This window comes from Pseudomonas sp. ARP3 (genome assembly GCF_001029595.1).
In the GTDB taxonomy this organism is placed as follows: Bacteria; Pseudomonadota; Gammaproteobacteria; order Pseudomonadales; family Pseudomonadaceae; genus Aquipseudomonas; species Aquipseudomonas rhodesiae.
Window position 1 is genome coordinate 289,604 of record NZ_LEKF01000001.1, and the last position, 26,016, is coordinate 315,619.

The following is a 26,016-nucleotide window of genomic DNA, read 5'->3' on the forward strand; positions in this document are numbered from 1 at the left end:
CTGTTTGTTCTGGCCTTATCGGGGACGAGCCCCCTCCCACATTTGGAACCAGTCCCTGGGGCTGGCGTCATTTGCACCACCCAGGCTTGCGCTTGTGTACAAAAGCCTGTGTCCCCTCAATGCCTTCTGCACTGACCACCGCCTCGGCAAACCACTGCGCCGCTTGATCCAGCAACGGCTCCAACGGCTGATCGACGCTGGCCAGCAACAAGGCTTTGGTTTGTGCATTGGCCCCCGGCGCGCATTGCAAGACCTGGCCCAGCACCTCATCCACACGCTCGGCCAGGGCCTGGGGGTCGCGCTCGACAAAATGCACCAGGCCCAAGCGTTGCGCTTGGACGCCATCGAAGCGTGCGGCGGTCAGCGCCAGCCGCCGCGCCTGGGTCAGGCCAATGCGCTTGACCACAAACGGTGCGATCTGTGCCGGCAGTACCCCCAGGCTGGTCTCCGGCAAACCGAACTGTGCCTGGTGATCGGCAATCGCAATGTCGCTTACGCAGGCCAGGCCGAACCCGCCGCCCAGCACGGCGCCTTGCAGCACCACGATCACCACGCGTGGTGTGGCTTGCACCTCTTGCAGCAAGGTGCCGAATGCGCGGTTCAGCGCCTGCAATTGATCGCCCGCACTGACCAGATCCTTCACGTCGGCCCCTGCGCAAAAGTGCCCGCCCGCGCCGCTGATCACCACGGCACGCACCTGGCTGTCGAGCTGCGCCAGCACCGTGCGCAGTTCGTTGACCATCTGCAGGCTCATGGCGTTGCGGCTCTGTGGGCGGTTGAGGGTGATGTGCAGCACACCGTTGTGGGCTTCCAGCAACAGGGTGTTCATGGCTTTTTCCCCGGCAGGGTGCCCATCAGTTTGCAGATGATGCCCAGCATGATTTCGTCGGCGCCGCCGCCAATCGACACCAGGCGCACATCGCGATACGCCCGCGCCACCGGGTTGTCCCACATAAAGCCCATGCCCCCCCAGTATTGCAGGCAACTGTCGCTGACTTCGCGGCCCAGGCGCCCGGCCTTGAGCTTGGCCATGGAGGCCAGCCGCGTCACGTCCTGGCCTTTGATGTACTGCTCGGTGGCCTGGTACACCAGTGCGCGCAGGCATTCGATTTCGGTGGCCAGTTCCGCCAGGCGAAAGTGAATCACCTGGTTGTCGATCAGTGCTTTGCCGAAGGTGTGGCGTTCCTTGCAGTAGGCGATGGTGCTGTCGATGCAGTACTCCAGGCCCTTGATCATATTGGCCGCGCCAAACAGGCGTTCTTCCTGGAATTGCAGCATTTGCATCATGAAGCCCGCGCCCTCCTGACCAATGCGGTTGCGTTGCGGCACGCGCACGTTGTCGAAGAACACTTGGGCCGTCTCGGAGCTGTGCATGCCGAGTTTTTCCAGGGGCGGGCTGAGGCTCACGCCGGGGGTGTTCATCGGCACCATGATCAGCGACTTGTTGATGTGCGGTTTGTCGTCGGAGGTGTTGGCCAGCAGGCAGATAAAATCGGCGCTGGGGGAGTTGGTGATCCACATTTTGCTGCCGTTGATCACGTAGTCGCCGCCATCCTTGCGCGCGTGGGTCTTGAGCCCGGCCACATCGGAACCGGCGCCGGTTTCCGAGACGCCGATGCAGCCGACCTGTTCTCCGCTGATGGCCGGGCGCAGGAATTCGTCGCGCAACTCGTCGGAACCGAAGCGGGCGAGGGCGGGGGTGCACATGTCGGTCTGCACGCCGATGGCCATGGGGATGCCGCCGCAACGGATGGTGCCGAACTCTTCAGCGGCCACAATCGAGTAGCTGTAGTCCAGGCCCATGCCGCCGAAGCGTTCCGGTTTGGAAATGCCCAGCAGGCCGAGGTCGCCGGCCTTGCGGAAAACCTCGTGGATGGGAAAACGCCCGGCTTTCTCCCATTCGTCCACATGGGGGTTGATCTCGCGGTCGACGAAGGCGCGCACGGTGCGGCGCAGTTCCTGATGTTCCTGGGTGAAGATCATTTTTATTGTTCTCCTGTTAGAAACGCGCCACACCGAAGCTGTTCGGCTGTAGCTGTCGAGCCTCGGCCTCATGGCAGATATCCAGCACAAACCCCAGCACGGTGCGGGTATCCCGTGGATCGATCAGCCCGTCATCCCACACATTGGCGCTGCCGTAGAGCGCGGTGGATTGGCTGTCGAGTTTCTGTGCGGTGACCTGCTCCAGCATGTCCAGCACCTTTGGGTCGGGCACCAGGCCGTCCTTCAACTGCTTGGCCTCGGTGACGATACGCAGCACCTTGCCCGCCTGCGCACCACCCATCACAGCGGTGCGGCTGTTTGGCCAGGCGAAGATAAAGCGCGGGTCCAAGCCGCGACCGCACATTGCATAGTTGCCGGCGCCATAGGAACCGCCAACCACCACCGTGAGTTTAGGCACCCGTGCGTTGGCCACCGCCTGGATCATCTTCGCGCCGTGCTTGATCACCCCTTGCTGCTCCGACTCGGTGCCGACCATAAACCCCGTGGTGTTGTGCAGAAACAGCAGCGCCGTGCGGCTCTGGTCGCACAGTTGGATAAACTGCGCGGCCTTGCTCGCGCCCTTGGGCGTAATCGGGCCGTTATTGCCGATCACTCCCACCGCGTGGCCGTGAATATGCAGGTGGCCGCACACCGTGTGCGGGTCGAACTCGCTTTTGAATTCGAGGAACTGCGAGCCGTCGGCCAGGCGCGCGAGGATTTCGCGCACGTCGTAGGGTTTTTTGGCGTCAGCGGGGATCAGCCCGAGCAACTCGTCGATGGGGTACAGCGGCTCGGCGAAGGCACGCGACGGCGTCGGCGGCAGGTGCGCGTTCCACGGCAGCAGGCTGACGATCTCACGCACGATGCGCAGGCCGTCGGCATCGTTTTCTGCCAGGTATTCGGCGGTGCCGGCTACGTGCGCGTGCATCTGGGCACCGCCTAATTCCTCGTCCGTGGCCACTTCACCGGTGGCGGCCTTGAGCAGCGGCGGCCCGGCGAGAAACAGTTTGGCCTTGCCGCGCACCACCACCACGTAATCCGACAACCCAGGCTGGTAGGCGCCGCCGGCCGTGGCCGAGCCATGCACCACGGTGATCTGCGGCAAGCCCATGGCCGACATGCGCGCCTGGTTGGCAAAGCTGCGTGCGCCTTCAACGAAAATCTCGGCGGCGTAGTTGAGGTTGGCGCCGCCGCTCTCGGCCAGGGTCACCACCGGCAGTTTGTTCTCCATGGCGATCTGTTGCAGGCGCAGGGATTTCTTCAAGCCCGAAGGAGAAATGGTGCCGCCCTTGATCGCACTGTTATTGGCCACCACCAGCACCCGCACACCGCTGACGTAACCGATGCCGGCGATCAAGCCACCGCCGGCGGCGCTACCGTCCTTGTCATCGTGCAGCTTGTAGCCGGCCAGGCTGGCCAGTTCCAGGAACGGCGCGCCTGGGTCCAGCAACGCACTGAGGCGCTCGCGCGGCAGCAACTGGCCGCGCTGCTCGAACTTGGCCTTGGCTGTCTGAGCCTTGTCGAGCAGGGCATTTTCCAGCTGGCGCAGGTGCTCGATGCTGGCGAGCAGCGCCGCGCGGTTCTGGGCGAACGCCGGGCTGTGCGGGTCGATCTGGCTGATTATTGTCGGCATGGCGTCAGTCCTGCGCCTTGAGCACATCGGGCAGATACGCGCGGTGAAAACCATTGAACGGCGCGCTCGGCATGGCCGCTTTATGCAGCGGCCAGGCCCGGTTGCCAAGGCTGGCGGCGCCATCGATGCGCAGGGTGCTGCCGCTGACGAAGGCGGCGGCGGGGCTGAGCAGGAACACGATCGCCGCGCTGACTTCCGACTCGGTGCCGATGCGCTTGAGCGGTACATGTTCACGCAAGGTGGGGATCACGGCCTTGAACGCGCCTTCGTAGGTGTCCATGCCGCTGGAGGCGATCCAACCCGGCGCCACGGCGTTAACCCGGACCCCGGCGTAACCCCACTCGAACGCGGCAGTCTTGGTGAAATTATGCATACCGGCGCGCGCCGCCCCTGAGTGGCCCATGCCGGGCATGCCGCCCCACATGTCGGCAAGCATGTTGACGATGGCGCCGCCGTGGGTGCTCATGCACTGGTTGAACACCTCCCGCGCCATCAAAAAACCGCCGACCAGGTTGGTTCGCAGCACGGTTTCGAAGCCTTTCTGATTGATCGACGCCAAGGGCGAGGGGTACTGGCCGCCGGCGTTGTTGACCAAGCCGTGGATTGCGCCGTGTTCTGCAATGATTTGGCCGACCAGCGCCTTCACCGCCACTTCATCGCGAATATCGCAGGCGTAGCCATGGGCGCTGCCGCCGTCTTCGGCAATTTGCGCCGCGACCGCGTGGAGTTTTTCCGGCTTGCGCCCCACCAGGATCACGCGGGCACCGAGGGCCGCCAGTTCATGGGCGGTGCAACGGCCGATGCCGCTGCCGCCACCGGTGACCACCACGGTGTGCCCCTGGAACAGCTCGGCTTTGAAGATCGAGTCGAAGGCCACGGCCAGGCTCCTGTCAGTTGAGTTGATCGGCGATGTGCTGCGGCACGGCGATGGGGATTTCCAGCAGTTGCTGGGCGAAAGCCTTGCCCTGGGGGTCGATGCGCAGGCTGGCGATGCCACCACCGCCCAAGGCGTTTTCCAGCAGGAAATTCAGGCTGTGACTGCCGGGCAAGTACCACCGCTCGACGCGACCATGCACGGGGTCGAGCACATGGCGCATCCAGTCGACGACCACTTCTGGGGTCAGCGTTTCGGCGATCCAGGGCAGGTACTCGGGCGCGCGGGCGATCACACCGATATTGCTGTGATTGCCCTTGTCGCCGGCGCGCGCTACCGCCAGTTTCACCAGGGGGACGCTGGCGTCGGCGCGGCCTGTGGGTTTGGGTGGGTCGATCGGTGCCGCCGGTGTCACCAGTGCCTGGGCGGCGGGGAGGGCACAGGTATGCCGTTCGCCCTGCCAGTGGATACTCAGGTCGCAGGCCGATTTGTCGATCAGAAACGAAAACAGGCGGATCAGCGGGTATACCGTCGGCCGCCCGCCGACGATGCCGGTCAGCCCCGGCGCCATGCCGGTCGCCGCTTGGGCGATCTCGCGGGCAAACAGCACCAGCGCCTGTTTGCTTGGGTGGCGCACCGCCAGTTTGACCACCACTTCGCGGGTGTCATGGCGCTGCCCGTGGGCGCCGTAGGTCGCTTCGCTGCCCAGCAGTTCGATGTTCACGTCGGTGAAGGGCGCCCAGCCGCGCTGGCTGAACAACTCGGCGGTCTTGCCGATGATCGCCTGGCTGACCCGCTCGGCTTTGGCCACCGCGTCGATCCCGGCGATCAGGCAACTGGCGGTGCAGCGAAAACCATCCGGGTAGGTGGCGCTGACCTTGTAGCGGTCGGTCGGGGGCAAGCCTTTGGCGCCGTGCAGGCGCACCTGGTGCTTGCCTTGTTGCTGCAATTTGACCTGGCTGAAATCGCAGATCACATCCGGCAGCACATATGCGCGCGGGTCGCCGATTTCATACAGCAGTTGTTCGGCCACACTCAGTTCGCTGATCAAGCCACCGCTGCCGTCGACTTTGTTTACGGTGAACTGGCCGTCGGCGCTGACCTCAACGATGGGGAAACCGATGTGTTCGTAATCGGGCACGTCGCGCCAGTCGGTGAAGTTGCCGCCGGTACACTGCGCGCCGCATTCGATGATGTGCCCGGCCAGGGCGGCCTGGGCGAGGCGGTCGTAATCGTGCCAGGACCAGCCGAATTCATGCACCAGCGCCGCGCTGACCACGGCGCTGTCGACCACCCGACCGGTGATGACGATATCCGCTCCGAGGGCGAGGGCTTGGGCGATGCCCGGCGCGCCGAGGTAGGCGTTGGCCGATACGCATACCGGCGGCAGTGACGTGCCGTCGAACATATCGGTGATGCCGTGCAGATTTTTCAGTTGGGGTTGCAGGTCATCACCCAGCAGCACGGCGATTTTCAAGGGCACCTGGGCATGGTCGCAAGCCGCTTGCAGGGCGTCGGCGCAGGCCTGGGGGTGGATGCCGCCGGCGTTGCTGATCACCCGGATGCCCTGGCGCTGGAGATCGGCCAGCAACGGCGTAAGCACCTCAACGAAATCCGTGGCGTAACCGGCCTGGGGATCTTTCATGCGCGCGCCGGCGAGGATCGACATCGTGACCTCCGCCAGGTAGTCGAACACCAGGTAGTCCAGGGCACCGCCGTGCACCAACTGCGCGGCGGCGGTGCAGGTGTCGCCCCAAAAGGCGCCGGCGCAGCCGATACGAACGGTCTTGCTCATGAGAAATCCTTCCTCGAATGGCTGTGGCCGAGACTACCAAGCAAGCGCTTGGTTTGTAAACGCCGCTGACAAGTTTTACCCAAGCGCTTGCTTGGGTGGCTGGCACGGCCTAAATTGCCGGCCAACACGTTCTGGCAGTAGAGGAGAGAAGCATGGATGAGCAAAAAGCCCTGCAGGTGATGCGCACCATGGTCGACGGCGGCCAATTGACCGACCCCGACAGCGCCCGGGGCAAGTTGCTGCAGACGGCGGCTCACCTGTTTCGCAACAAAGGTTTCGAGCGCACCACCGTGCGCGATCTGGCCGGCGCCGTGGGCATCCAGTCCGGCAGCATCTTTCATCACTTCAAGAGCAAGGACGAGATCCTGCGGGCCGTGATGGAAGAAACCATCCACTACAACACCGCGTTGATGCGTGCTTCGCTGCAAGCGGCGAGCAGCGTGCGCGAGCGCGTGCTGGCGCTGATCCGCTGCGAATTGCAGTCGATCATGGGCGGCAGCGGCGAAGCCATGGCGGTGCTGGTGTACGAATGGCGCTCGCTGTCAGCCGAAGGGCAGGCCCAGGTGCTGGCGTTACGTGATGTGTATGAGCAGATTTGGTTGCAGGTGTTGAATGAAGCCAAAGCGGCGGGCTACATCCGCGGCGATGTATTTATCACCCGGCGCTTCCTGACCGGTGCGCTGTCCTGGACGACCACCTGGTTCCGTGCCGAGGGCGGCAGCCTGACCCTCGAACAACTGGCGGAAGAAGCATTGTTAATGGTTCTGAAAGAGGACTGAGGCGCAAGCTATTAATTTGCCGGTAGAAAGTTGTCTCCCCAGGCAAAAACGCCTAGCTTATTGCCATCAGAGTGATGAACGGTGTGTGCCTTGATGTTATCGCCATGGCGGTTGGCTGCAGGACTTACTTTATCGGCACTGGGCACCGTAGCGTGGCTGCCTGTTTCAGCCGCGCAATTGGTGCGCATCGGCGCGGCGCATTTCCCGCCGTACACCGTGCGACCCGAGCAGGGGGCCGACACTGGGTTGCTGCCGCAGTTGGTGGAGGCGTTGAACGCCGAGCAGACCGAGTACCAGTTCGTGCTGGTGCCCACTTCGATTCCCCGGCGTTTCCGCGATTTCGACCAGGGCCGGGTCGACATGGCGATCTTCGAAAACCCCGATTGGGGCTGGCAGAAAATTCCCCATACCAGCGTCGATATGGGCTTGGAAGACGCGGAAATCTTCGTCGCTCAAAGTGCGCCCGGACGCGACCAAAGCTATTTCGCTGACCTGGTCGGCAAGCGTCTGGCGGTGTTCAGCGGTTATCACTACGCCTTCGCCAACTTCAACCCAGATCCCAAGCTCATGGCCGAACGCTTCAACGCGACCTTGACCTATTCCCACGACAGCAACCTGCTGATGGTCGCCCGCGGGCGCGCCGATATTGCGCTGGTGACCCGCTCTTACCTCAGCGATTTCATGGTACGCAATGCCGACACCGCCACGCAGTTCCTGGTCTCGGAGCGTATCGACCAGATCTACCACCACTACGCACTGCTGCGTCCCAAAGCGCCGATCACAGGCCCAGCGTTTGCCGCGCTGCTCAAACGCCTGCGCGACAACGGCGAAATGCTGAAGATTTTCGAGCCTTATCGCATCGATGTGATGTCGGTGCCTTGATCGAGCGTTTCAAACCCGCCGCGCAAACGTATCGCTGTGGCTGCCCGACACCTTGCGGCAGTGCACCAGCGCGTCGCGAATCATAAAGTTCACCAGGGTCGGCGAGACGCCCAGTTCCTTGGCGATGTCCTTTTGTGGCACGCCGTGCAAGCGATACATCTCGAATGCATAGCGGGTGCGCTGCGGCAGTTGGGTCAGGGCGTCGGCGATGGTTTCCAGGGTATTGAAATTGATGTGGGAGGTTTCCGGTGAAGCACCGTGAATCACCACATTCAAGCCTTCCTCTTCCGTGCCGGAGTATTTCAGTTCAAGGGCCTGCTTGCGGTAGTGATCGATCGCCAGGTTGCGCACGATCTGGAACAGGTAACTGAGCTGGGCTTTGAACGATGAAGTAATGGTTGGCGCCGACTGCAGGCGAAAGAACGCATCTTGCACGACGTCTTCGGCCCGCGAGCGGCAGCCGGTAATGCGTGCCGCAATCTTCACCAGAATCGTTCGATTGTCGACGAACGCCTGAAGAAGAGGTGAATCGCACCTGCCTGTGGTTACTGGTTCCGTCATGGAAATCACCTTGTCGCAAAAGAGGTTAGGGGAGGGCTTCCTTGCTAAGGCCTCCTACACATCGGGCAACAAATTAGGATGAATGATAATGATTGTCAAATGAGAAGACGAACTAATCTTATGCTCTTCGCTTTGATGTGAAGTGCCTCACGCGCTGCCCCGGCGACTAATTATTTGCCGGGGCCGTCCGTTCTCATGGGTGACAGGTCCGTTCCCGCAGCGGCCAAGGATCAGCACCCGCAGGAGGACGAGATGGGTTTTTATCGTGCACACAGCGTGTCTCACATCGGAGCACTCCAGGGATGAGTGCAGCGACCCGATTGCGCCTGTATTGCCTGCCCTATTCCGGCGCCAGCGCCATGGTCTATGTGCGCTGGCGCCGTGCGTTGCCGGACTGGCTACAGGTCTGCCCACTGGAATTGCCCGGTCGCGGCATGCGCATGGACGAGCCCTTGCAGCGCGACATCAAGGCCCTGGCGGCGCAGCTCGCGCAGGAAATCAGCCGCGATCCGCACACCCCCTACGCCTTGTTCGGCCACAGCCTGGGTGGTCTGCTGGCGTTTGAACTGGCCCACGCGCTGAACGCCCGCAATCTGCCGGCGCCGCTGGCGCTGTTCGCATCCGGGACTGCCGGGCCGGCCCGTCGGGACGTCAGTGAATACGCGGTTGAAAAGACTGATGAACAGCTGATCGCCCGTCTGCGCGAACTACAGGGCACCGCCGAGGAGGCCCTGGTCAACCCCGAATTGATGCAGTTGATGCTGCCGATCCTGCGCGCCGATTTTCTGCTGTGCGGCAGTTTCAGCTATGGCGAGCGCCAGCCCCTGGGCATGCCGATCCATGTGTTCGGCGGCAAGCAGGACAGCGTGCGCGCCGACCAATTGCTCGACTGGCAATTGGAGGCCGCCAGCGGCTTTTCCCTAGACCTGTTCGACGGTCACCACTTCTTCATCGTGCAGCACGAAAGCGCGGTGCTGCGCTGTTTGCGGCGTTATGCCGAGGAACACCTGACGCGCTGGCGCAATGGCGCGCCGCGGCAACTGGCCGCTGGCTGAGCGCAGCCCATTTTTCCGATTTCCCCGTAAGCCGATTTCAGGCAGGAACCCCATGATGGACGCCTTCGAACTTCCCCGCACATTGGTCCAGTCCCTTCAACATCGCGCCGCGCACACCCCGGATCAGGTGGCGTTGCGTTTTCTCGCCGAGTCGGCCGAGCACAACGTGGTGCTCAGTTATCGCGAACTGGACCAACGCGCCCGCACCATCGCAGCAGCGTTGCAGGCGCAGGCGAGCTTGGGCGACCGCGCGGTGTTGTTGTTCCCCAGCGGCCCGGACTACGTCGCAGCGTTCTTTGGTTGCTTGTACGCCGGGGTGATCGCGGTGCCGGCCTATCCGCCGGAGTCCACGCGTCGCCATCATCAGGAGCGCCTGCTGTCGATCATCGGCGACGCCGAGCCGCGCCTGTTGCTGACCATCGCCAGTCTGAGCGACGGCCTGGCGCAACTCGACAACGCGCCGCCGGTGTTGAGCGTCGACACCCTTGACGCGCAGCTCGTTGAGCAGTGGGTCGCGGTCGACCTGCAAGCCGACGATATCGCCTTTCTGCAATACACCTCCGGTTCCACCGCGTTGCCCAAAGGCGTGCAAGTCAGCCACGGCAACCTGGTGGCCAACGAAGTGCTGATCCGCCGTGGTTTCGGCATCGACCTCAACCCGGACGACGTGATCGTCAGCTGGCTGCCGCTGTACCACGACATGGGCCTGATCGGCGGCCTGCTGCAACCTATTTTCAGCGGCGTGCCGTGTGTGTTGATGTCGCCGGCGTACTTTCTCGGTCGGCCGTTGCGCTGGCTGGAAGCGATCAGTGAATACGGCGGCACCATCAGCGGCGGTCCGGACTTTGCCTATCGCTTGTGCAGTGAGCGGGTCAGCGAGTCGGCCTTGGAGCGTCTCGATCTGAGCCGCTGGCGCGTGGCCTATTCCGGTTCCGAACCGATCCGCCTCGATACCCTGGAACGCTTCGCCGAAAAATTTGCGGTGTGCGGCTTCAGCCCCAACAACTTTTTTGCCTCCTACGGCCTGGCCGAAGCCACGCTGTTTGTGGCCGGCGGCCGTCGTGGCCAGGGCATCCCGGCGCTGCGGGTGGACGATGCGGCACTGGCCGCCAACCGCGCCGAGCCAGGGCAGGGCAGTGCGATCATGAGCTGCGGCACGGCGCAGCCGGACCACGCGGTGTTGATCGTCGACCCCCACAGCCTGCGCGAACTGGCTGACAACCACGTCGGCGAACTCTGGGCCAGCGGGCCGAGCATCGCCCACGGCTACTGGCGTAACCCCGAAGCCACCGCCAAGACTTTTGTGTCGCACGCCGGGCGTACCTGGTTGCGCACCGGTGACCTGGGCTTTCGGCGCGACGGCGAGGTGTACATCACCGGTCGCCTGAAGGATCTGTTGATCGTGCGCGGCCACAACCTCTATCCCCAGGACATCGAGCAGACCATCGAGCGCGAAGTGGAAGTGGTGCGCAAGGGCCGGGTGGCGGCGTTCGCCGTCAGTGATCAGGGCCTGGAAGGTATCGGCATCGCCGCCGAAATCAGCCGCAGCGTGCAGAAAATCCTGCCGCCCGAAGCGTTGATCAAAGCGATTCGTCAAGCGGTGGCCGAGGCCTATCAAGAAGCGCCGTGTGTGGTGGTGCTGCTCAACCCCGGCGGTTTGCCCAAGACTTCCAGCGGCAAGGTGCAGCGCGCCGCCTGCGCACTGCGCCATGCCGATGGCAGTCTCGATTGTTACGCGCAATTCCCTGATCGGCAGGTGTTGGCCGTTGAGGCGAGCTTGGAATCCGAACTGCAGCGCCAGATCGCCGCGATCTGGTGCGAGCAACTGCAGGTCGCGAGCGTGGCAGCCGACGACCACTTCTTCTTGCTCGGTGGTAACTCCATCAGCGCCACCCAGGTGATTGCGCGCCTGCGTGAAAGCCTGGGTCTGGAGCTGAACCTGCGCCTGTTGTTCGAGGCACCGACCCTGCAGGGTTTTGCCGCACAGGTCGCGCACCTGCAACAGGACGGCGGGGTGGCTCAAGGGGCCATCCGCGCCTTGCCTGCGCACGACGAACTGCCTCAGTCCCTGGCGCAGAATCGCCTGTGGATCACCTGGCAACTCGCCCCCCAGAGCAGCGCGTACACCATCCCCGGCGCCCTGCGCCTGCGCGGCGAACTGGATGAAGACGCGGTGCGCGCCAGCTTCGCGCAGTTGATCCAGCGCCACGACGCCCTGCGTACGCGCTTTTACGAGCGCGACGGCCAGGCCTATCAGCGCATCGACGCCGCAGTCACGTTCGACTTGCAACTGATCGACCTCAGCGATTTACCCGCCGCCGAGCGTGAAGCCCGCGCGCAGCAGATTCGCGAGGACGAAGCGCGCACCGTGTTCGATCTGGAAAAAGGTCCGCTGCTGTGGGTAACCCTGGTGCGCCTGGACGACGAAGACCACCAGTTGCTGGTGACGCTGCACCACATCATCGCCGATGGCTGGTCGTTGTCGATCCTGCTCGACGAGTTCGCGCGCCTGTATTCGGCCGCTGTTCAGGGCCAAACCCTGACGCTGCCAGCTTTGACCGTAAGCTACGCCGACTACGGCAGTTGGCAGCGCCAATGGCTGGCCGACGGTGAGGGCTCGCGTCAACTGGCGTACTGGCAGGCGCAACTGGGCGATGAGCACCCGGTGCTGAGCCTTGCGACCGATCACCCACGTGCGGCCCAGCACCGCCGCAGCGCATCGCGGCATAGCGTGCGCTTGAGCGCGAGCCTCTGCGAAGCGCTTCGCCAGACTGCCCAGACCCATGAATCCACGCCGTTCATGTTGCTGCTCGCGGCGTTCCAGACCTTGCTCTACCGCTATAGCGGCCAGCGCGATATTCGTATCGGCGTGCCCAGCGCCAACCGCCCGCGCCAGGAAACCCAGGGCCTGGTGGGCTTCTTTATCAACACCTTGGTGCTACGCGCCGAGCTGGATGGGCGCCTGCCGTTCAATGAGTTGCTGGCCGCTACCCGCCAAACCGCATTGGGCGCCCAGGCCCATCAGGACCTGCCATTCGAACAACTCCTAGAAGCCTTCCCCCAGGCTCGCGAACAGGGGTTGTTCCAGGTGATGTTCAACCATCAGCAGCGGGACTTGAGCGCGCTGCGCCGCCTGCCGGGCATGCTCGCCGACGAGCTGCCATGGCACAGCCGCGAGGCCAAGTTCGACCTGCAACTGCACAGTGAAGAGGACCGCAACGGGCGCCTGAGTCTGTCGTTCGACTACGCCGATGAACTGTTCGAGGCGGCGACTATCCAGGGTCTGGCCGAGCACTTTATCCACCTGCTGCACGGCGTGTGCGAACAGCCGCACCTGGCCCTCGGCGACCTTGCGCTGCTGCCGCACGATGAACAGCAGGCATGGAACGCCGCGCCCTGCGCACCGGCGCAACAATGGCTGCCCGAAGCCCTCAACCAACACACCTCGGACGCCACCGCGCTGGTGTGGGACGGCGGCAGCCTGAGCTTCGCCCAGCTGCATACCCAGGCCAATCGCCTGGCCCATTACCTGCGCGACAAAGGCGTCGGCCCGGACGTGTGCGTGGCCATCGCCGCCGAGCGTTCGCCGCAGTTGCTGATCGGTCTGCTGGCGATCATCAAGGCCGGCGGCGCGTACGTGCCACTGGACCCGGACTACCCGGCCGAGCGCCTGGCCTACATGCTCAAGGACAGCGGCGTGCACCTGCTGCTGACCCAGACCGCACTGCTCGATCGCGTGCCGAGCGCCGAGGGCGTGTGCGTGATCGCCATGGACAGCTTGCACCTGGATAGCTGGCCGACCCAGCCGCCGGGCCTGCACCTGCACGGCGACAACCTCGCTTACGTGATCTACACCTCCGGCTCCACCGGCCAGCCCAAAGGCGTGGGCAACACCCACGGGGCTCTGGCCGAGCGCCTGCAATGGATGCAGGCCACCTATCGGCTCGGCGCCAGCGATGTGCTGATGCAGAAGGCGCCGATCAGTTTTGACGTGTCGGTATGGGAGTGCTTCTGGCCGTTGATCAGCGGCTGCCGCCTGGTACTGGCTGGGCCCGGCGAACACCGCGACCCACATCGCATCGCGCAACTGGTGCAGACCTACGGCGTGACCACGCTGCACTTTGTGCCGCCGCTGTTGCAGCTGTTTATCGACGAGCCGCTGGCCGCCGAATGCACCAGCCTGCGCCGCCTGTTCTCCGGCGGCGAAGCCTTGCCCGCCGAGCTGCGTAATCGCGTGTTGGCGCAGTTGCCGGCGGTGCAGTTGCACAACCGCTATGGGCCGACCGAAACCGCGATCAACGTCACCCATTGGCACTGCCAGGCCGAGGACGGCGAGCGCTCGCCGATTGGTCGGCCGCTGGGTAATGTGATCTGCCGCGTGCTCGACGAGCACCTCAACCCACTGCCCGCCGGAGTGCCGGGTGAGCTGTGCATCGCCGGCATCGGCCTGGCGCGCGGTTACCTGGGGCGTGCCGGGCTGACCGCCGAACGCTTCGTTGCCGACCCGCTGGGCGAAGCCGGCACGCGCCTGTATCGCACCGGCGACCGTGTGCGTTGGAGCCGCGACGGTGTGCTCGAATACCTCGGTCGCCTCGACCAGCAGGTCAAGCTGCGCGGGTTCCGCGTGGAACCGGAAGAAATCGAAGCGCGCCTGCTGGCCCTGGACGGCGTCGCCCAGGCCGTGGTGTTGGTGCGCGACGGGCAATTGATCGGTTACTACACCGCGCACACCCCATTGGATGAACGTGACGTCAAAGCTGCCCTGGCCGCCGAGTTGCCGGAGTACATGGTGCCCGCGCAGGTGATGCACCTGGATGCCATGCCCCTGAGCCCCAGCGGCAAACTCGACCGTCGCGCGTTGCCTGAGCCGTTGTGGCACACCCGCGAACATGTGGAGCCCGCGACGCCGTTGCAGCAGCAGATCGCCGCGATCTGGCGCGAGGTGCTCGGGGTGACGCAGGTGGGCCTGCGCGATGATTTCTTCGCCCTCGGCGGCCACTCCCTGCTGGCCACCCAGATCGTTTCCCGCACCCGCCAGGCCTGCGATGTCGAGCTGCCGTTGCGTACCCTGTTCGACGCCAGCGAGCTTGAAGCATTTGCCACACAGGTCGCGCTGATCCAGGCGGCCGGTCAGCGCAATCAGCACACCGCCATCGCCAGGGTCGACCGTCGCCAGCCGGTGCCGCTGTCCTATTCCCAGCAGCGCATGTGGTTTCTCTGGCAGATGGAACCGGACAGCCCGGCCTACAACGTCGGCGGCATGGCGCGCTTGCGCGGGGTGCTGGATGTGGGGCGTTTCGAAGCCGCGTTGCAGGCCTTGATCATGCGTCACGAAACCCTGCGCACCACGTTCCCCAGCGTCGACGGCGTGGCCTGCCAGCACGTCGCGGCGCAGACCGGCGTGCGCATGGACTGGCAGGACCTGTCCGCCCTCGGTGCTGCCGAGCGCCAGCAACGCCTGCAGCAGTTGGCCGATCACGAAGCCCATACACCGTTCAACCTGGAAACCGGGCCGTTGCTGCGTGCGTGCCTGGTCAAGGCCGGCGAGCAGGAGCACTACCTGGTGCTGACCTTGCACCACATCGTCACCGAAGGCTGGGCCATGGACATTTTTGCCCGTGAACTCAGTGCGCTGTACGAAGCGTTTATCGACGAGCGCGAGTCGCCGCTGGCGCCGCTGCCGGTGCAGTACTTGGACTACAGCGTGTGGCAACGCCAATGGCTGGAGAGCGGCGAGCGCCAGCGCCAATTGGATTATTGGACCGCGCAACTGGGCAGCGAACACCCCTTGCTGGAACTGCCCGCCGACCGTCCGCGGCCGCCGGTGCAAAGCCATCGGGGCGAGCTGTATCGCTTCGACCTCAGCGACGAACTGGCCGCGCGGGTGCGGGCGTTCAATGCCGAGCGCGGCTTGACGCTGTTCATGACCATGACCGCGACCCTGGCGGTGCTGCTCTACCGCTACAGCGGCCAGACCGACCTGCGCATCGGCGCCCCCGTGGCCAACCGCATCCGCCCGGAAAGCGAGGGGCTGATCGGCGCGTTCCTCAACACCCAGGTGCTGCGCTGCCAGCTCAATGGGCAGATGAATGTCCACGAATTGTTCGAGCACGTTCGTCACACCGTGATCGAAGGCCAGTCCCATCAGGACCTGCCGTTCGACCACTTGGTCGAAGCCTTGCAACCGCCGCGCAGTGCAGCGTACAACCCGCTGTTCCAGGTGATGTGCAACGTGCAGCGTTGGGAATTCCAACAGAGCCGCCAACTGGCCGGCATGACCGTCGAGTACCTGGCCAACGATGCGCGCGCCACCAAGTTCGACCTCAACCTGGAAGTCACCGACCTCGACCATCGCCTGGGTTGCTGCCTGACCTACAGCACCGACCTGTTCGACGAACCGCGCATCGCGGGCATGGCCGAGCATTGGCGCAACCTGCTCGAAGCACTGATCGCCGACCCGCACCAGCGCTTGAGTGAATTGCCGTTGCTGAGCGCCGCTGAACAACGCCACTTGCAGCGCAGCCTGGGCGCCGAGCCCGGTGTGCATCGCCTGGATCAATGCCTGCATCCGCTGTTCAGCCAACAGGCACGACAACGTGGCGACGCCCCGGCGCTGACCTTTGCCGGTGAAACCCTCAGCTACCGTGAGCTGGAAGTGCGCGCCAACCGCCTGGCCTGGATGCTGCGCGAGCGTGGCGTGGGCCCCCAAGTGCGGGTCGGCCTGGCATTGCCCCGGTCCTTGGAGATGGTGGTTGGCCTGCTGGCGATCCTCAAGGCCGGCGGCGCCTATGTGCCGCTGGACCCGGAATACCCCCTCGATCGCCTGCACTACATGATCGACGACAGCGGCATCGGCCTGCTGCTCAGCGATGCGGCGATGTTCGAAGCCCTCGGCGAACTGCCGGCCACGGTAGCCTGCTGGTGCCTGGAAGATGACCTGCCGGTGCTGGGCCATTACCCGGCCGAGGCGCCGCCGTGCATCAACCTGGCGCAGCATCAGGCTTATCTGATCTACACCTCCGGCTCCACCGGCAAGCCCAAAGGCGTGGTGGTGTCCCACGGTGAAATCGCCATGCACTGCCAGGCGGTGATCGAGCGTTTCGGCATGCGCGCCGACGATTGCGAATTGCACTTCTATTCGATCAACTTCGACGCCGCCACCGAGCGTTTGCTGGTGCCGTTGCTCAGCGGCGCACACGTGGTGCTGCGGGCTGAGGGGCAATGGGATGCCGAGCAGATCTGTGGGTTGATACGCAACCATGGCGTGACGGTGCTGGGCTTTACCCCGAGCTACGGCAGCCAGTTGGCGCAATGGCTGGCGACCCAGCGGCAGACATTGCCGGTGCGCATGTGCATCACCGGCGGCGAAGCCCTGACCGGCGAACACTTGCAGCGCATCCGTGGGGCGTTCCAGCCCGCGCTGTTTTTCAACGCCTATGGCCCCACCGAAACCGTGGTGATGCCCCTGGCCAGCCTGGCGCCGCCGCAGTGGGAGGAGGGCGCTGGCAGCGTGCCGATCGGCAGCATTGTCGGTGAGCGCGTGGCGTACATCCTGGATGCCGATCTGGCCCTGGTGCCCCAGGGCGCGAGCGGCGAGTTGTACATCGGCGGGGCCGGTCTGGCCCAGGGTTACCATCAACGTCCGGGCATGACCGCCGAGCGCTTTGTGGCCGACCCGTTTGCCGCCGATGGCGGGCGTCTTTACCGCACCGGTGACCTGGTGCGCCAGCGCGCCGATGGCCTGGTGGAGTACCTGGGGCGAATCGACCATCAGGTGAAGATTCGCGGTTTTCGCATCGAGCTGGGGGAAATCGAAACCCGTCTGTTGGAACACGGCCAGGTGCGCGAAGCGGTGGTGCTGGCGCTGGAAGCGCCGAGCGGCAAACAACTGGTGGCGTACCTGGTCAGCGACGCCGAGCACGGCCCCCTGCGCGAGGCCCTCAAAGCCCACCTCAAGGCGCAACTGCCGGACTACATGGTGCCTGCGCATCTGATCGTGCTCGACAGCATGCCGCTGACCGCCAACGGCAAGCTCGATCGCGGCGCGCTACCGCAACCCGACCCGGAGGCCAACCGCCAACATTACGTGGCGCCAAGCAACGCCCTTGAAAGCAACCTGGCCGCGATCTGGTGCGCCGTGTTGAATGTGCAGCAAGTGGGCCTGGACGATAACTTCTTTGAACTGGGCGGCGATTCGATCCTGTCGATCCAAGTGGTGAGCCGCGCACGCCAGGCCGGGATTCATTTCAGCCCGCGTGACCTGTTCCAGCACCAGACCGTGAGGGCCTTGGCCGCCGTGGCCACGCGCACCGAGCACATCCGCGCCGAGCAAGGCGTGCTCACCGGTCGTTCGGGGCTGACGCCGATCCAACGGTGGTTCTTCGAAACGCCGATGCCCAACCGTCAGCACTGGAACCAGGCGCTGCTGCTCAAGCCGCTGCAACTGCTCGACCCGCACCGTCTGGAGCAAGCGCTGCTGGCGGTGCTGGAGCACCACGATGCGCTGCGCCTGAGTTTTACCCGGCGCGACGCCCAGTGGCACGCCGAACACCTGGCCGTACCCCATGGCGGTGTGCTGATGCAGGCCCAGGTACGCGACATGGCGCAGTGCACCGCGCTGTTCAACGACACCCAGCGCAGCCTCGACCTGCAACACGGCCCGCTGCGCGCGCTGCTGGTGGACGGGCCCGAGGGCCAGCAACGCCTGCTGATCGCGATCCATCACCTGGTGGTGGACGGCGTGTCGTGGCGTGTGCTGCTCGAAGATTTGCAAACGGTGTACCGCCAGTTGAGCGCCGGCCAGTCGGTCAGCCTGCCGGCCAAGACCAGCGCGCTGCGTGACTGGGCCGCGCGCCTGCAGGCGTATGCCGGCAGCGAATCCCTGCGCGAAGAACTGGCCGTATGGCAAGCGCAGTTGGCCGGGCCTGACGTGGCGTTGCCGGTGGACCGTGCCCATGGCGCGCTGCGCAATCGCGATGCCGACAGCGTCAGCTTGCGCCTGGACGCCGAGCGCACCCGCCAGTTGCTGCAACAGGCGCCCAGCGCATACCGCACCCAGGTCAATGACCTGCTGCTGACCGCCCTGGCCCGCGTACTGTGCCGCTGGAGCGGCCACGCCTCGGCGTTGATCCAATTGGAAGGCCACGGCCGCGAACCGCTGTTCGACGATATCGACCTGACCCGCAGCGTCGGCTGGTTCACCAGCGCGTACCCGCTGCGCCTCACGCCCCAAGACGGGCAGGGCGATTCGATCAAGGCGATCAAGGAACAGCTGCGCGCGGTGCCCCACAAGGGCCTGGGCTATGGCGTGCTGCGCTACCTGGCGGACGCCGGTTGCAAGCAGCAGATGGCGGCGCTGCCGAGCGCCGAAATCACCTTCAATTACCTTGGCCAGTTCGACCAGAGCTTCGGCGCCGATGCGCTGTTCCATCCGCTGGATGAGCCGGCCGGCCAGGCCCATGACCCGGACGCGCCGCTGCCCAATGCTTTGAGCGTGGACAGCCAGGTCTACGGCGGTGAATTGCTGCTGCGCTGGACCTTCAGCCGCGAACGCTATGATGCGCGCACCATCGGCGCATTGGCCGAGGCTTACCTGGCCGAGTTGCACAGCCTGACCGAACACTGCCTCAGCGACCAGGCCGGTGGCCTGACTCCGTCGGACTTCCCTCTGGCGCGTCTGACTCAGGCACAACTGGACAGCCTGCCGGTGCCCGCCCATGTGATCGAAGATGTCTACCCGCTGACCCCGATGCAGGAAGGTTTGCTGCTGCACACCTTGTTGGAACCGGGCACTGGCCTGTACTACATGCAGGATCGCTACCGCATCAATAGCGAGCTGGACCCCGAGCGTTTCGCCCAGGCCTGGCAAGCGGTGATCGCCCGTCACGAAGCCTTGCGCGCGTCGTTCTGCTGGAACGTCGGCGAAGACATGCTGCAAGTGATCCACGCACCGGGTAGCACCCCCATCGAGTACCTGGACTGGCGCCACGCGCCGGAGGCCGAGCATGAGCCGCGCCTGCAAGCGCTGCTCAAGGCCGAGCGCGAGGCCGGTTTCGATCTGCTTAACCAGGCTCCGTTCCACCTGCGGCTGATTCGCGTGGGCGAGGCGCGCTACTGGTTCATGATGAGCAACCACCACATCCTGATCGATGCCTGGTGCCGTTCGTTGCTGATGAACGACTTCTTCGAAATCTACCTGGCGCTGGGTGAAGGCCGCGACGCGCAGCTGGCCACGCCGCCGCGCTATCGCGACTACATCGCCTGGCTGCAACGCCGCAACCTGAGCGAAGCGCGCCAGTGGTGGCAACAGAACCTGAAAGGCTTCGAACGCACCACGCCGATCCCCAGCGACCGCCCATTCCTGCGCGAACACGCCGGCCACAGCGGCGGCATGGTGGTGGGCGACTGCTACACCCGCCTCGATGCGCACGACGGCGCACAGCTGCGTGAATTGGCCCAGGCCCATCAACTGACCGTCAACACTTTCGCCCAGGCGGCCTGGGCGCTGGTGCTGCGTCGGGTGAGCGGAGACCGTGACGTGGTGTTTGGCGTGACCGTGGCCGGTCGTCCGGTGGACATGCCCGAGATGCAACACACGGTCGGTCTGTTTATCAACAGCATCGCCCTGCGGGTGCAACTGCCCGAGGACGGCCAGCCCTGCAGCGTGCGGCAGTGGTTGAACGGCCTGCTCGACAGCAATATGCAATTGCGCGAGTACGAATACCTGCCGCTGGTGACTATCCAGGAACACAGCGAACTGCCCAAGGGCCAGCCGTTGTTCGACAGCCTGTTCGTGTTCGAAAACGCCCCGGTGGACACCACGGTACTGGACCGCGCCCACAGCCTGAACGCCACCTCGGATTCCGGGCGCACCCACACCAATTTCCCGCTGACGGCCGTGTGCTATCCGGGCGATGACCTGGGCTTGCACCTGTCCTACGACCAACGCTATTTCGACGAAAGCACCGTGCAAGGTTTACTTGCCGAGTTCAAACGCCTGCTGCTGGCGCTGGTGCAGGGCTTCCATGGCGACATGGCCGACTTGCCGCTGATGGGCGAACAGGAGCGCGATTTCCTGGTGCACGGCTGCAACCAGAGCGAACACGCCTACCCACTGGAGCGCAGCTATGTGGAGCTGTTCGAAGCCCAGGTAGCCGCGCATCCACAGCGTATCGCCGCCTGTTGCCTGGACCGGCACTGGAGCTACGAGGAACTGAATCGCCGCAGCAATGGCCTGGGGCACGCACTCATCGCGGCGGGTGTCGGCCTGGATCAACCGGTGGCGTTGCTGGCCGAACGCGACTTGGAATTGCTGGGCATGATCATCGGCAGCTTCAAGGCCGGGGCCGGCTACTTGCCGCTGGACCCGGGCTTGCCGAGCCAGCGTCTGCGCCGCCTTATCGAGCTGAGCCGTACGCCGCTGCTGGTGTGCAGCGAGGCGTGTCGCGAACAGGCCATCGCGTTGTTGGACGGTATCGACTGCCAGTTGCTGGTATGGGACGAAGTGCCGGCCCGTGGTGAGAACCCGGGTGTCTACAGTGGCCCCGACAACCTCGCCTATATGATCTACACCTCCGGCTCCACCGGCCTGCCCAAAGGCGTGATGGTGCAACAGCGCGGCATGCTCAATAACCAGTTGAGCAAAGTGCCGTACCTGGACCTGACCGCAGCGGATGTGATCGCGCAAACCGCCTCCCAGAGTTTCGATATTTCCGTGTGGCAATTCCTCGCCGCGCCGTTGTTTGGCGCGCGGGTGGACATCGTGCCGAACAGCATCGCCCACGACCCGCAAGGTTTGCTGGCCCATGTGCAGGCCCAGGGCATCAGCGTGCTGGAGAGCGTGCCGTCGCTGATTCAGGGCATGCTCGCCCAGGAGCGCCTGCACCTGGACGGCCTGCGCTGGATGCTGCCGACCGGCGAGGCGATGCCGCCTGAACTGGCGCACCAGTGGCTGCAACGCTACCCCGAGATCGGCCTGGTGAATGCGTACGGTCCGGCGGAATGTTCCGATGACGTGGCGTTCTTCCGCGTCGACCTGGCCTCGACCCGTGGCACTTATCTGCCGATTGGCACACCCACCGACAACAACCGCCTGTACCTGCTCGATGGCGCATTGGAGTTGGTGCCCCAAGGCGCTGTCGGCGAGTTGTGCGTGGCGGGCACCGGAGTCGGGCGCGGCTATGTTGGCGACCCGTTGCGTACTGCGCCGGTCTTTGTGCCCGACCCGTTCGGCGCGCCGGGCGAACGCCTGTACCGCACCGGCGACCTGGCGCGGCGGCGCAGCGATGGGGTGTTGGAATATGTCGGTCGGATCGACCATCAGGTGAAGATTCGCGGCTACCGGATCGAGCTGGGGGAAATCGAAGCGCGTCTGCACGAACAAGCCGACCTGCGCGATGCCGCCGTCGGCGTGCAGGACGGCGTCAACGGCAAACACTTGGTGGGCTACCTGGTGGCGGCCGATGCCGCGCTCGACCCCAGCGAACGTCTGGACCGTATCAAACAGCGCCTGCGCGCCGAACTGCCGGAGTACATGGTGCCGCTGCATTGGCTATGGCTTGAACGCCTGCCGCTCAACGCCAACGGTAAACTCGACCGCAACGCTCTACCGGTCCTGGAAATCGGCCAGTTGCATCGCCAGGATTACCTGGCGCCACGCAACGAACTGGAAACCACCCTGGCCGTCATCTGGGCCGAAGTGCTCAAAGTCGAGCGGGTTGGTGTGCAGGACAACTTCTTCGAGCTTGGCGGGCATTCACTGCTGGCCACACAGATTGCCTCGCGTGTGCAGAAAACCCTGCAACGGGACGTACCGCTGCGCGCGATGTTCGAGTGCAGCAGCGTGGCGGAACTGGCCGAGTACATCGACGGGTTGGCGGGCAGTGAGATCAGCGTGGAGAAGGTGGATCGGTTGAGTGATTTGATGGCGGAGTTGGAAGGGCTTTGATCTTCGCTGTCTGTGAGGGCGTTATCGGGGCTTGCCCCCGATAACGTCAGTCCAGCCAGCGTTTATTTTGGCCCAAGTATCTTCACCAACTTATCCGGCGACGGCGCACCTTGCTGTTGCTGCAACCCGCCTTTGTCATCCAGATAGAAAATCGCCGGCGTCGCCGACAACTCCAGTTCATCCATCAACTTCATATTGGCATCGAGCTTGGCTTCGATATCCGCCGGGATCTTGGCCAGCGCCTGCAACTTGCTGCCTTTGCCGGCGGCTTCGTGTTCTTCCAGGGCTTTTTGCGGGTCCTTGGCGGCCAGCAGCGCAGCGGATTTGCCGGGGCTGTCTTCGCGGATGATGCCGACCATGATGTGGCGCAGTTGCACCTTGCCGGCCTTGACCCAAGGTCGCGCCTGTTCCCAGAACATGTTGCAGTAAGGGCAGTTGGGGTCGCTGAACAGGTAGACGATGCGCGGTGCCTTAACGTCGCCGTCCTGGATCCAGCTGCTGTGTTCCATCTTGGCCCAGACTTCCTTGGCCATCGGCGCATACACCAGTTTTTCCAAGGGCGCGTTGCTCAGGTCGTTGCCCTGGGCGTCGTAGAGGCTGCCGGCGATTACGTGTTTGCCATCGGCGGTGAGATACAGCGCCATGCCACGGTTCTGGTATTGCGCGGCGTAGCCGGTGAGGCCGCTGGGGGCGTCGAATTTGCCGATGATCTTGGCGCCCTTGGCTTCGATCTGCTTGATCGGCGCCGGCCAGTCTTCGGCTTGGGCCAGGGAGGCCGCCAGCGTCAGCGGCAGCAGGGTCAGCAGGTGGCGGAGGCGGGGCATGTCGGTTTCCTTGTGGCGGTGGGGACGGTGTCGAAGGGCTCCATGGCACGGGCCAGGCTGGCCTGGGACAACTCGCCCAAATGGCTGTTGATCAAGCGTCCGTCGGGTGTATAGAACAGCGTGGTCGGCAGGGCCATGGAGCCAACGGCCTGGCCGAGGCGGCCACTGGCGTCGAACAAGACGTTGTCCAGGGTCAGGCCCTGGGTGGCTAGGAAGGTACTGACGCTTTGCATGCTTTCGGCCTGGTTGACGAACAGGAAGGTCACGTCGGGGCGCATGCGTTGGGCGCTTTCCAGCACCGGCATTTCGCGCCGGCACGGCGGGCACCAGGTGGCCCACAGATTGATCACCAGCGGCCCGCCCTGGTAGTCGACCAGTTGCACTACGTCGCCATTGGCATTGCGCAAGGTGATGTCCGGCAGGCGCGTGCCTTTTTCATACACGCTCAATGAGAGGCTGGTCATGCCCCAGAACAGCAGGCCGGTGATGACGCCGGCGCTCAGCGGCTTGCGCAGCGCCGGGCGGCGCCAACCGTAGAGCAGGGCGCCGAGGATCAGTGCGACCACGCCCGGCCAAGCCAGGAAACCGCCGTCGCGCAGGTCGACCATTTGCAGTGGGTCGTTGCGGTAGTAGCTCCAGTACATCAGCACGAAACTGATGCGCGCGGTGAGCATGCCTAGTAGAAACAGGCTGAACAGCACCGACTCCGGGTTTTCACCGCCACGCTTGGCCACGCGCCAACCCACCAGGGTGGCGAGAATCAGCGCGCCGATCAGCAGGATGTGATTCAGGGCGATGGCGAAGGTGCCGATGGTCAGGGTCAGCATCAGAGGGCGTCCCGGGCTTGGGTCCAGCGTTGCAGGAAGGTCATCGCGTCGACTTCACCGGTAATGCGGTGGGCGCGGCGTTCCTGGCCGTCCGGGCCGATCCACACGAAACTCGGCGGCCCTGGCACCTGGTAGCGGCCCAGCAGTTCGCGGCTGGCGGCGTTGTCGGCGGTGACGTCCAGGCGCAACAGGCGCACATCTTTGAGGGCGGCGAGGACTTCGGGGCGGCCGAACACCTGCTTAGCCATGATCTTGCACGACACGCACCAGTCGGCGTAGTAATCCACCAGCACCCATTGGCCCTGGGCCTTGGCACTGTCGAGTTGGCTTTGCAGCGCGGCTGGGTCGTTGAGGGTCAGGAAGGCGTCGTGGGCCGTGGGCGCGGCGGCGCTAATCGAGCCGTTGTACACCTTCAACGGCTGCCACGGTTCGTCGCTGCCACCGGCGGCGCCCACCAGCATCAGCGCGCCCCACAGGCCCAGCACCACGGAACCGGCGCCGAACAGCATGGCCACCCGCCCGAAATCCTGGGCCAGGCGCCAGCCGCAATAGGCCATGGCCATCGCCAGCGCGCCCCACAGGGCGAGCCACAGGCTTTCATCCACCACCGGGCGAATCATCAGCACGGCAGTGCCCAGGAACAGGAAGCCGAATACCCCCTTGAGCACGTTCATCCAGGTGCCCGGCTTGGGCAGGAAGCGATTGCCCACGGTCACCAACAGCAACAGCGGGACGCCGATACCGATGCCCATGGCGAACAGGATCAACCCACCGTGCAGCGCATTGCCGCTCTGGGCGATGTACAACAGCGCGCCGGCCAGGGGCGCGGTCATGCATGGCCCCACCAGCAGGCCGGACAATGCGCCGAGCACGCCCGCGCCGACCAGGCTACCGCCGCTCTGGTTGCGGCTGACGTTATCCAAACGATCCCGCAGGGCCACCGGCAGTTGCAGTTCGAAGAAGCCGAACATCGGCAGGGCCAGGATCACGAACAATGCCGCGAAACTGCCGAGGATCCAGGGAGTTTGCAGCAGCGCCGCGAGGTTGGCGCCGAGCAGGGCGGCCAGCACGCCCAGCGCGGCATACACCAGCGCCATGCACACCACATAGCTGCCGGCCAGGGCAAAGCCGCGACGCGGGCTGGCGCCGCTGCCGACCACCAGGCCGGCGAGAATCGGCAGCATCGGCAACGAGCAGGGTGCGAACGCCAGCAGCAGGCCCAGGCCAAAGAACACCAGCAGGCTCCAACCCAGGCTGCGTTGTTGCAGGCCGCTGGCCAGGCTTTGATCCTGCGCCTGCGCAGTGGCGGCTACCGCCGGGTTGCCGCCCAGGTCCACGGTGATCGATTGCGGCGGGTAGCACAGGCCGGCGTCGGCGCAGCCCTGCCAGCCCAGCTTGACCTGGCCGGTGGTGCCCGCCGGCAGCTTGACTTCCAGGCCCTGGCGATACACCTGCTGCTCGCCGAAGAATTCATCGCTATGGGCTTCGCCCTGGGGCAGCACGGGCTTTTCGGCGAGGCCGTCGAACTTCATGCGTTGCTGGTACAGGTAGTAGCCGTCGGCAATCTGCCAATACAACTGGGTCTCGCCACTTTCAAGGCGCTCGGAAGTAAAGGTGAAGGCCTTGCCCACCGGGAGGAACTCGGGTTTGGTGTCGAAGGGGTTACCCGGCGCGGCCTGGGCGAACCCGGCGAACATCACCAGTAGAAAGGTCAACAGAAGCCGCATGGTCAAGCCTTAGTTCGATACAAGTGAGGCACACAATGTGTGGCGTTGATTAACCGATGATTAACCGGGCGCTATTCTAAAGTGTAGGGAATATCTGAGGGTGCATCTTTTCACGGCATAATCCGCTCTT

General features: G+C 64.5%; 13 protein-coding genes. 4 read left to right on the forward strand and 9 right to left on the reverse strand.

Going from position 1 to position 26,016, the window contains the following annotated elements; genetic code table 11:
• Positions 1 to 67 precede the first annotated feature (67 nt).
• Genes ABX75_RS01360 through ABX75_RS01380 form a run of 5 tightly spaced genes read right to left on the reverse strand, consistent with a single transcriptional unit; the run spans position 68 to position 6,285 of the window.
• Positions 68 to 829 (reverse strand): enoyl-CoA hydratase/isomerase family protein, encoded by a 762-nt coding sequence (locus ABX75_RS01360; RefSeq protein WP_047881326.1) that lies wholly within the window; start codon positions 827 to 829, stop codon positions 68 to 70.
• Positions 826 to 1,983, reverse strand: coding sequence for a citronellyl-CoA dehydrogenase (gene atuD / locus ABX75_RS01365; protein WP_034138818.1), 1,158 nt, complete (start codon positions 1,981 to 1,983; stop codon positions 826 to 828). The genes ABX75_RS01360 and atuD overlap by 4 nt, the downstream gene beginning before the upstream one ends.
• Before the next feature lie 16 nt (positions 1,984 to 1,999).
• Complete coding sequence (locus ABX75_RS01370; RefSeq protein ID WP_034099429.1) at positions 2,000 to 3,616, reverse strand: acyl-CoA carboxylase subunit beta; 1,617 nt, start codon at positions 3,614 to 3,616, stop codon at positions 2,000 to 2,002.
• Positions 3,617 to 3,620: 4 nt separating this feature from the next.
• A complete protein-coding gene (locus tag ABX75_RS01375; protein WP_047881327.1) occupies positions 3,621 to 4,493 on the reverse strand; it encodes an SDR family oxidoreductase in 873 nt (290 codons plus the stop codon).
• A gap of 13 nt (positions 4,494 to 4,506) precedes the next feature.
• A complete protein-coding gene (locus ABX75_RS01380; protein ID WP_047881328.1) occupies positions 4,507 to 6,285 on the reverse strand; it encodes an acyclic terpene utilization AtuA family protein in 1,779 nt (592 codons plus the stop codon).
• A gap of 152 nt (positions 6,286 to 6,437) precedes the next feature.
• Between ABX75_RS01380 and ABX75_RS01385 the strand changes: the two genes are divergently transcribed.
• On the forward strand, positions 6,438 to 7,064 hold the full coding sequence (locus tag ABX75_RS01385; protein WP_034099426.1) for a TetR/AcrR family transcriptional regulator: 627 nt from the start codon (positions 6,438 to 6,440) through the stop codon (positions 7,062 to 7,064).
• Between the two features lie 93 nt (positions 7,065 to 7,157).
• Positions 7,158 to 7,946, forward strand: coding sequence for an ABC transporter substrate-binding protein (locus tag ABX75_RS01390; RefSeq protein WP_047881329.1), 789 nt, complete (start codon positions 7,158 to 7,160; stop codon positions 7,944 to 7,946).
• A gap of 9 nt (positions 7,947 to 7,955) precedes the next feature.
• Here the strand turns inward: ABX75_RS01390 and ABX75_RS01395 are convergent, their stop codons facing one another.
• Entirely contained in the window at positions 7,956 to 8,507 is a 552-nt protein-coding gene (locus ABX75_RS01395; RefSeq protein ID WP_034099424.1) for an RNA polymerase factor sigma-70, read from the reverse strand.
• 302 nt (positions 8,508 to 8,809) lie between these two features.
• On the opposite strand from ABX75_RS01395, the gene ABX75_RS01400 reads away from it, so the two are divergent.
• Both ABX75_RS01400 and ABX75_RS01405 read left to right on the forward strand, forming a co-directional pair.
• The gene (locus ABX75_RS01400) at positions 8,810 to 9,562 is read left to right on the forward strand and encodes a thioesterase II family protein (protein ID WP_047881330.1); all 753 of its coding nucleotides are present in this window, start codon (positions 8,810 to 8,812) and stop codon (positions 9,560 to 9,562) included.
• Between the two features lie 52 nt (positions 9,563 to 9,614).
• Complete coding sequence (locus ABX75_RS01405) at positions 9,615 to 22,508, forward strand: non-ribosomal peptide synthetase (RefSeq protein WP_047881331.1); 12,894 nt, start codon at positions 9,615 to 9,617, stop codon at positions 22,506 to 22,508.
• Between the two features lie 62 nt (positions 22,509 to 22,570).
• Here the strand turns inward: ABX75_RS01405 and dsbG are convergent, their stop codons facing one another.
• From dsbG to dsbD, 3 genes are read right to left on the reverse strand one after another with little or no spacing between them, the layout of a single operon-like run.
• The gene (gene dsbG, locus ABX75_RS01410; RefSeq protein WP_034138809.1) at positions 22,571 to 23,332 is read right to left on the reverse strand and encodes a thiol:disulfide interchange protein DsbG; all 762 of its coding nucleotides are present in this window, start codon (positions 23,330 to 23,332) and stop codon (positions 22,571 to 22,573) included.
• On the reverse strand, positions 23,308 to 24,159 hold the full coding sequence (locus tag ABX75_RS01415) for a TlpA disulfide reductase family protein (RefSeq protein ID WP_047881332.1): 852 nt from the start codon (positions 24,157 to 24,159) through the stop codon (positions 23,308 to 23,310). The genes dsbG and ABX75_RS01415 overlap by 25 nt, the downstream gene beginning before the upstream one ends.
• Positions 24,159 to 25,886: a protein-disulfide reductase DsbD gene (dsbD, locus tag ABX75_RS01420; RefSeq protein WP_047881333.1), complete on the reverse strand. Its 1,728-nt coding sequence runs from the start codon at positions 25,884 to 25,886 to the stop codon at positions 24,159 to 24,161. The genes ABX75_RS01415 and dsbD overlap by 1 nt, the downstream gene beginning before the upstream one ends.
• Positions 25,887 to 26,016 lie beyond the last annotated feature (130 nt).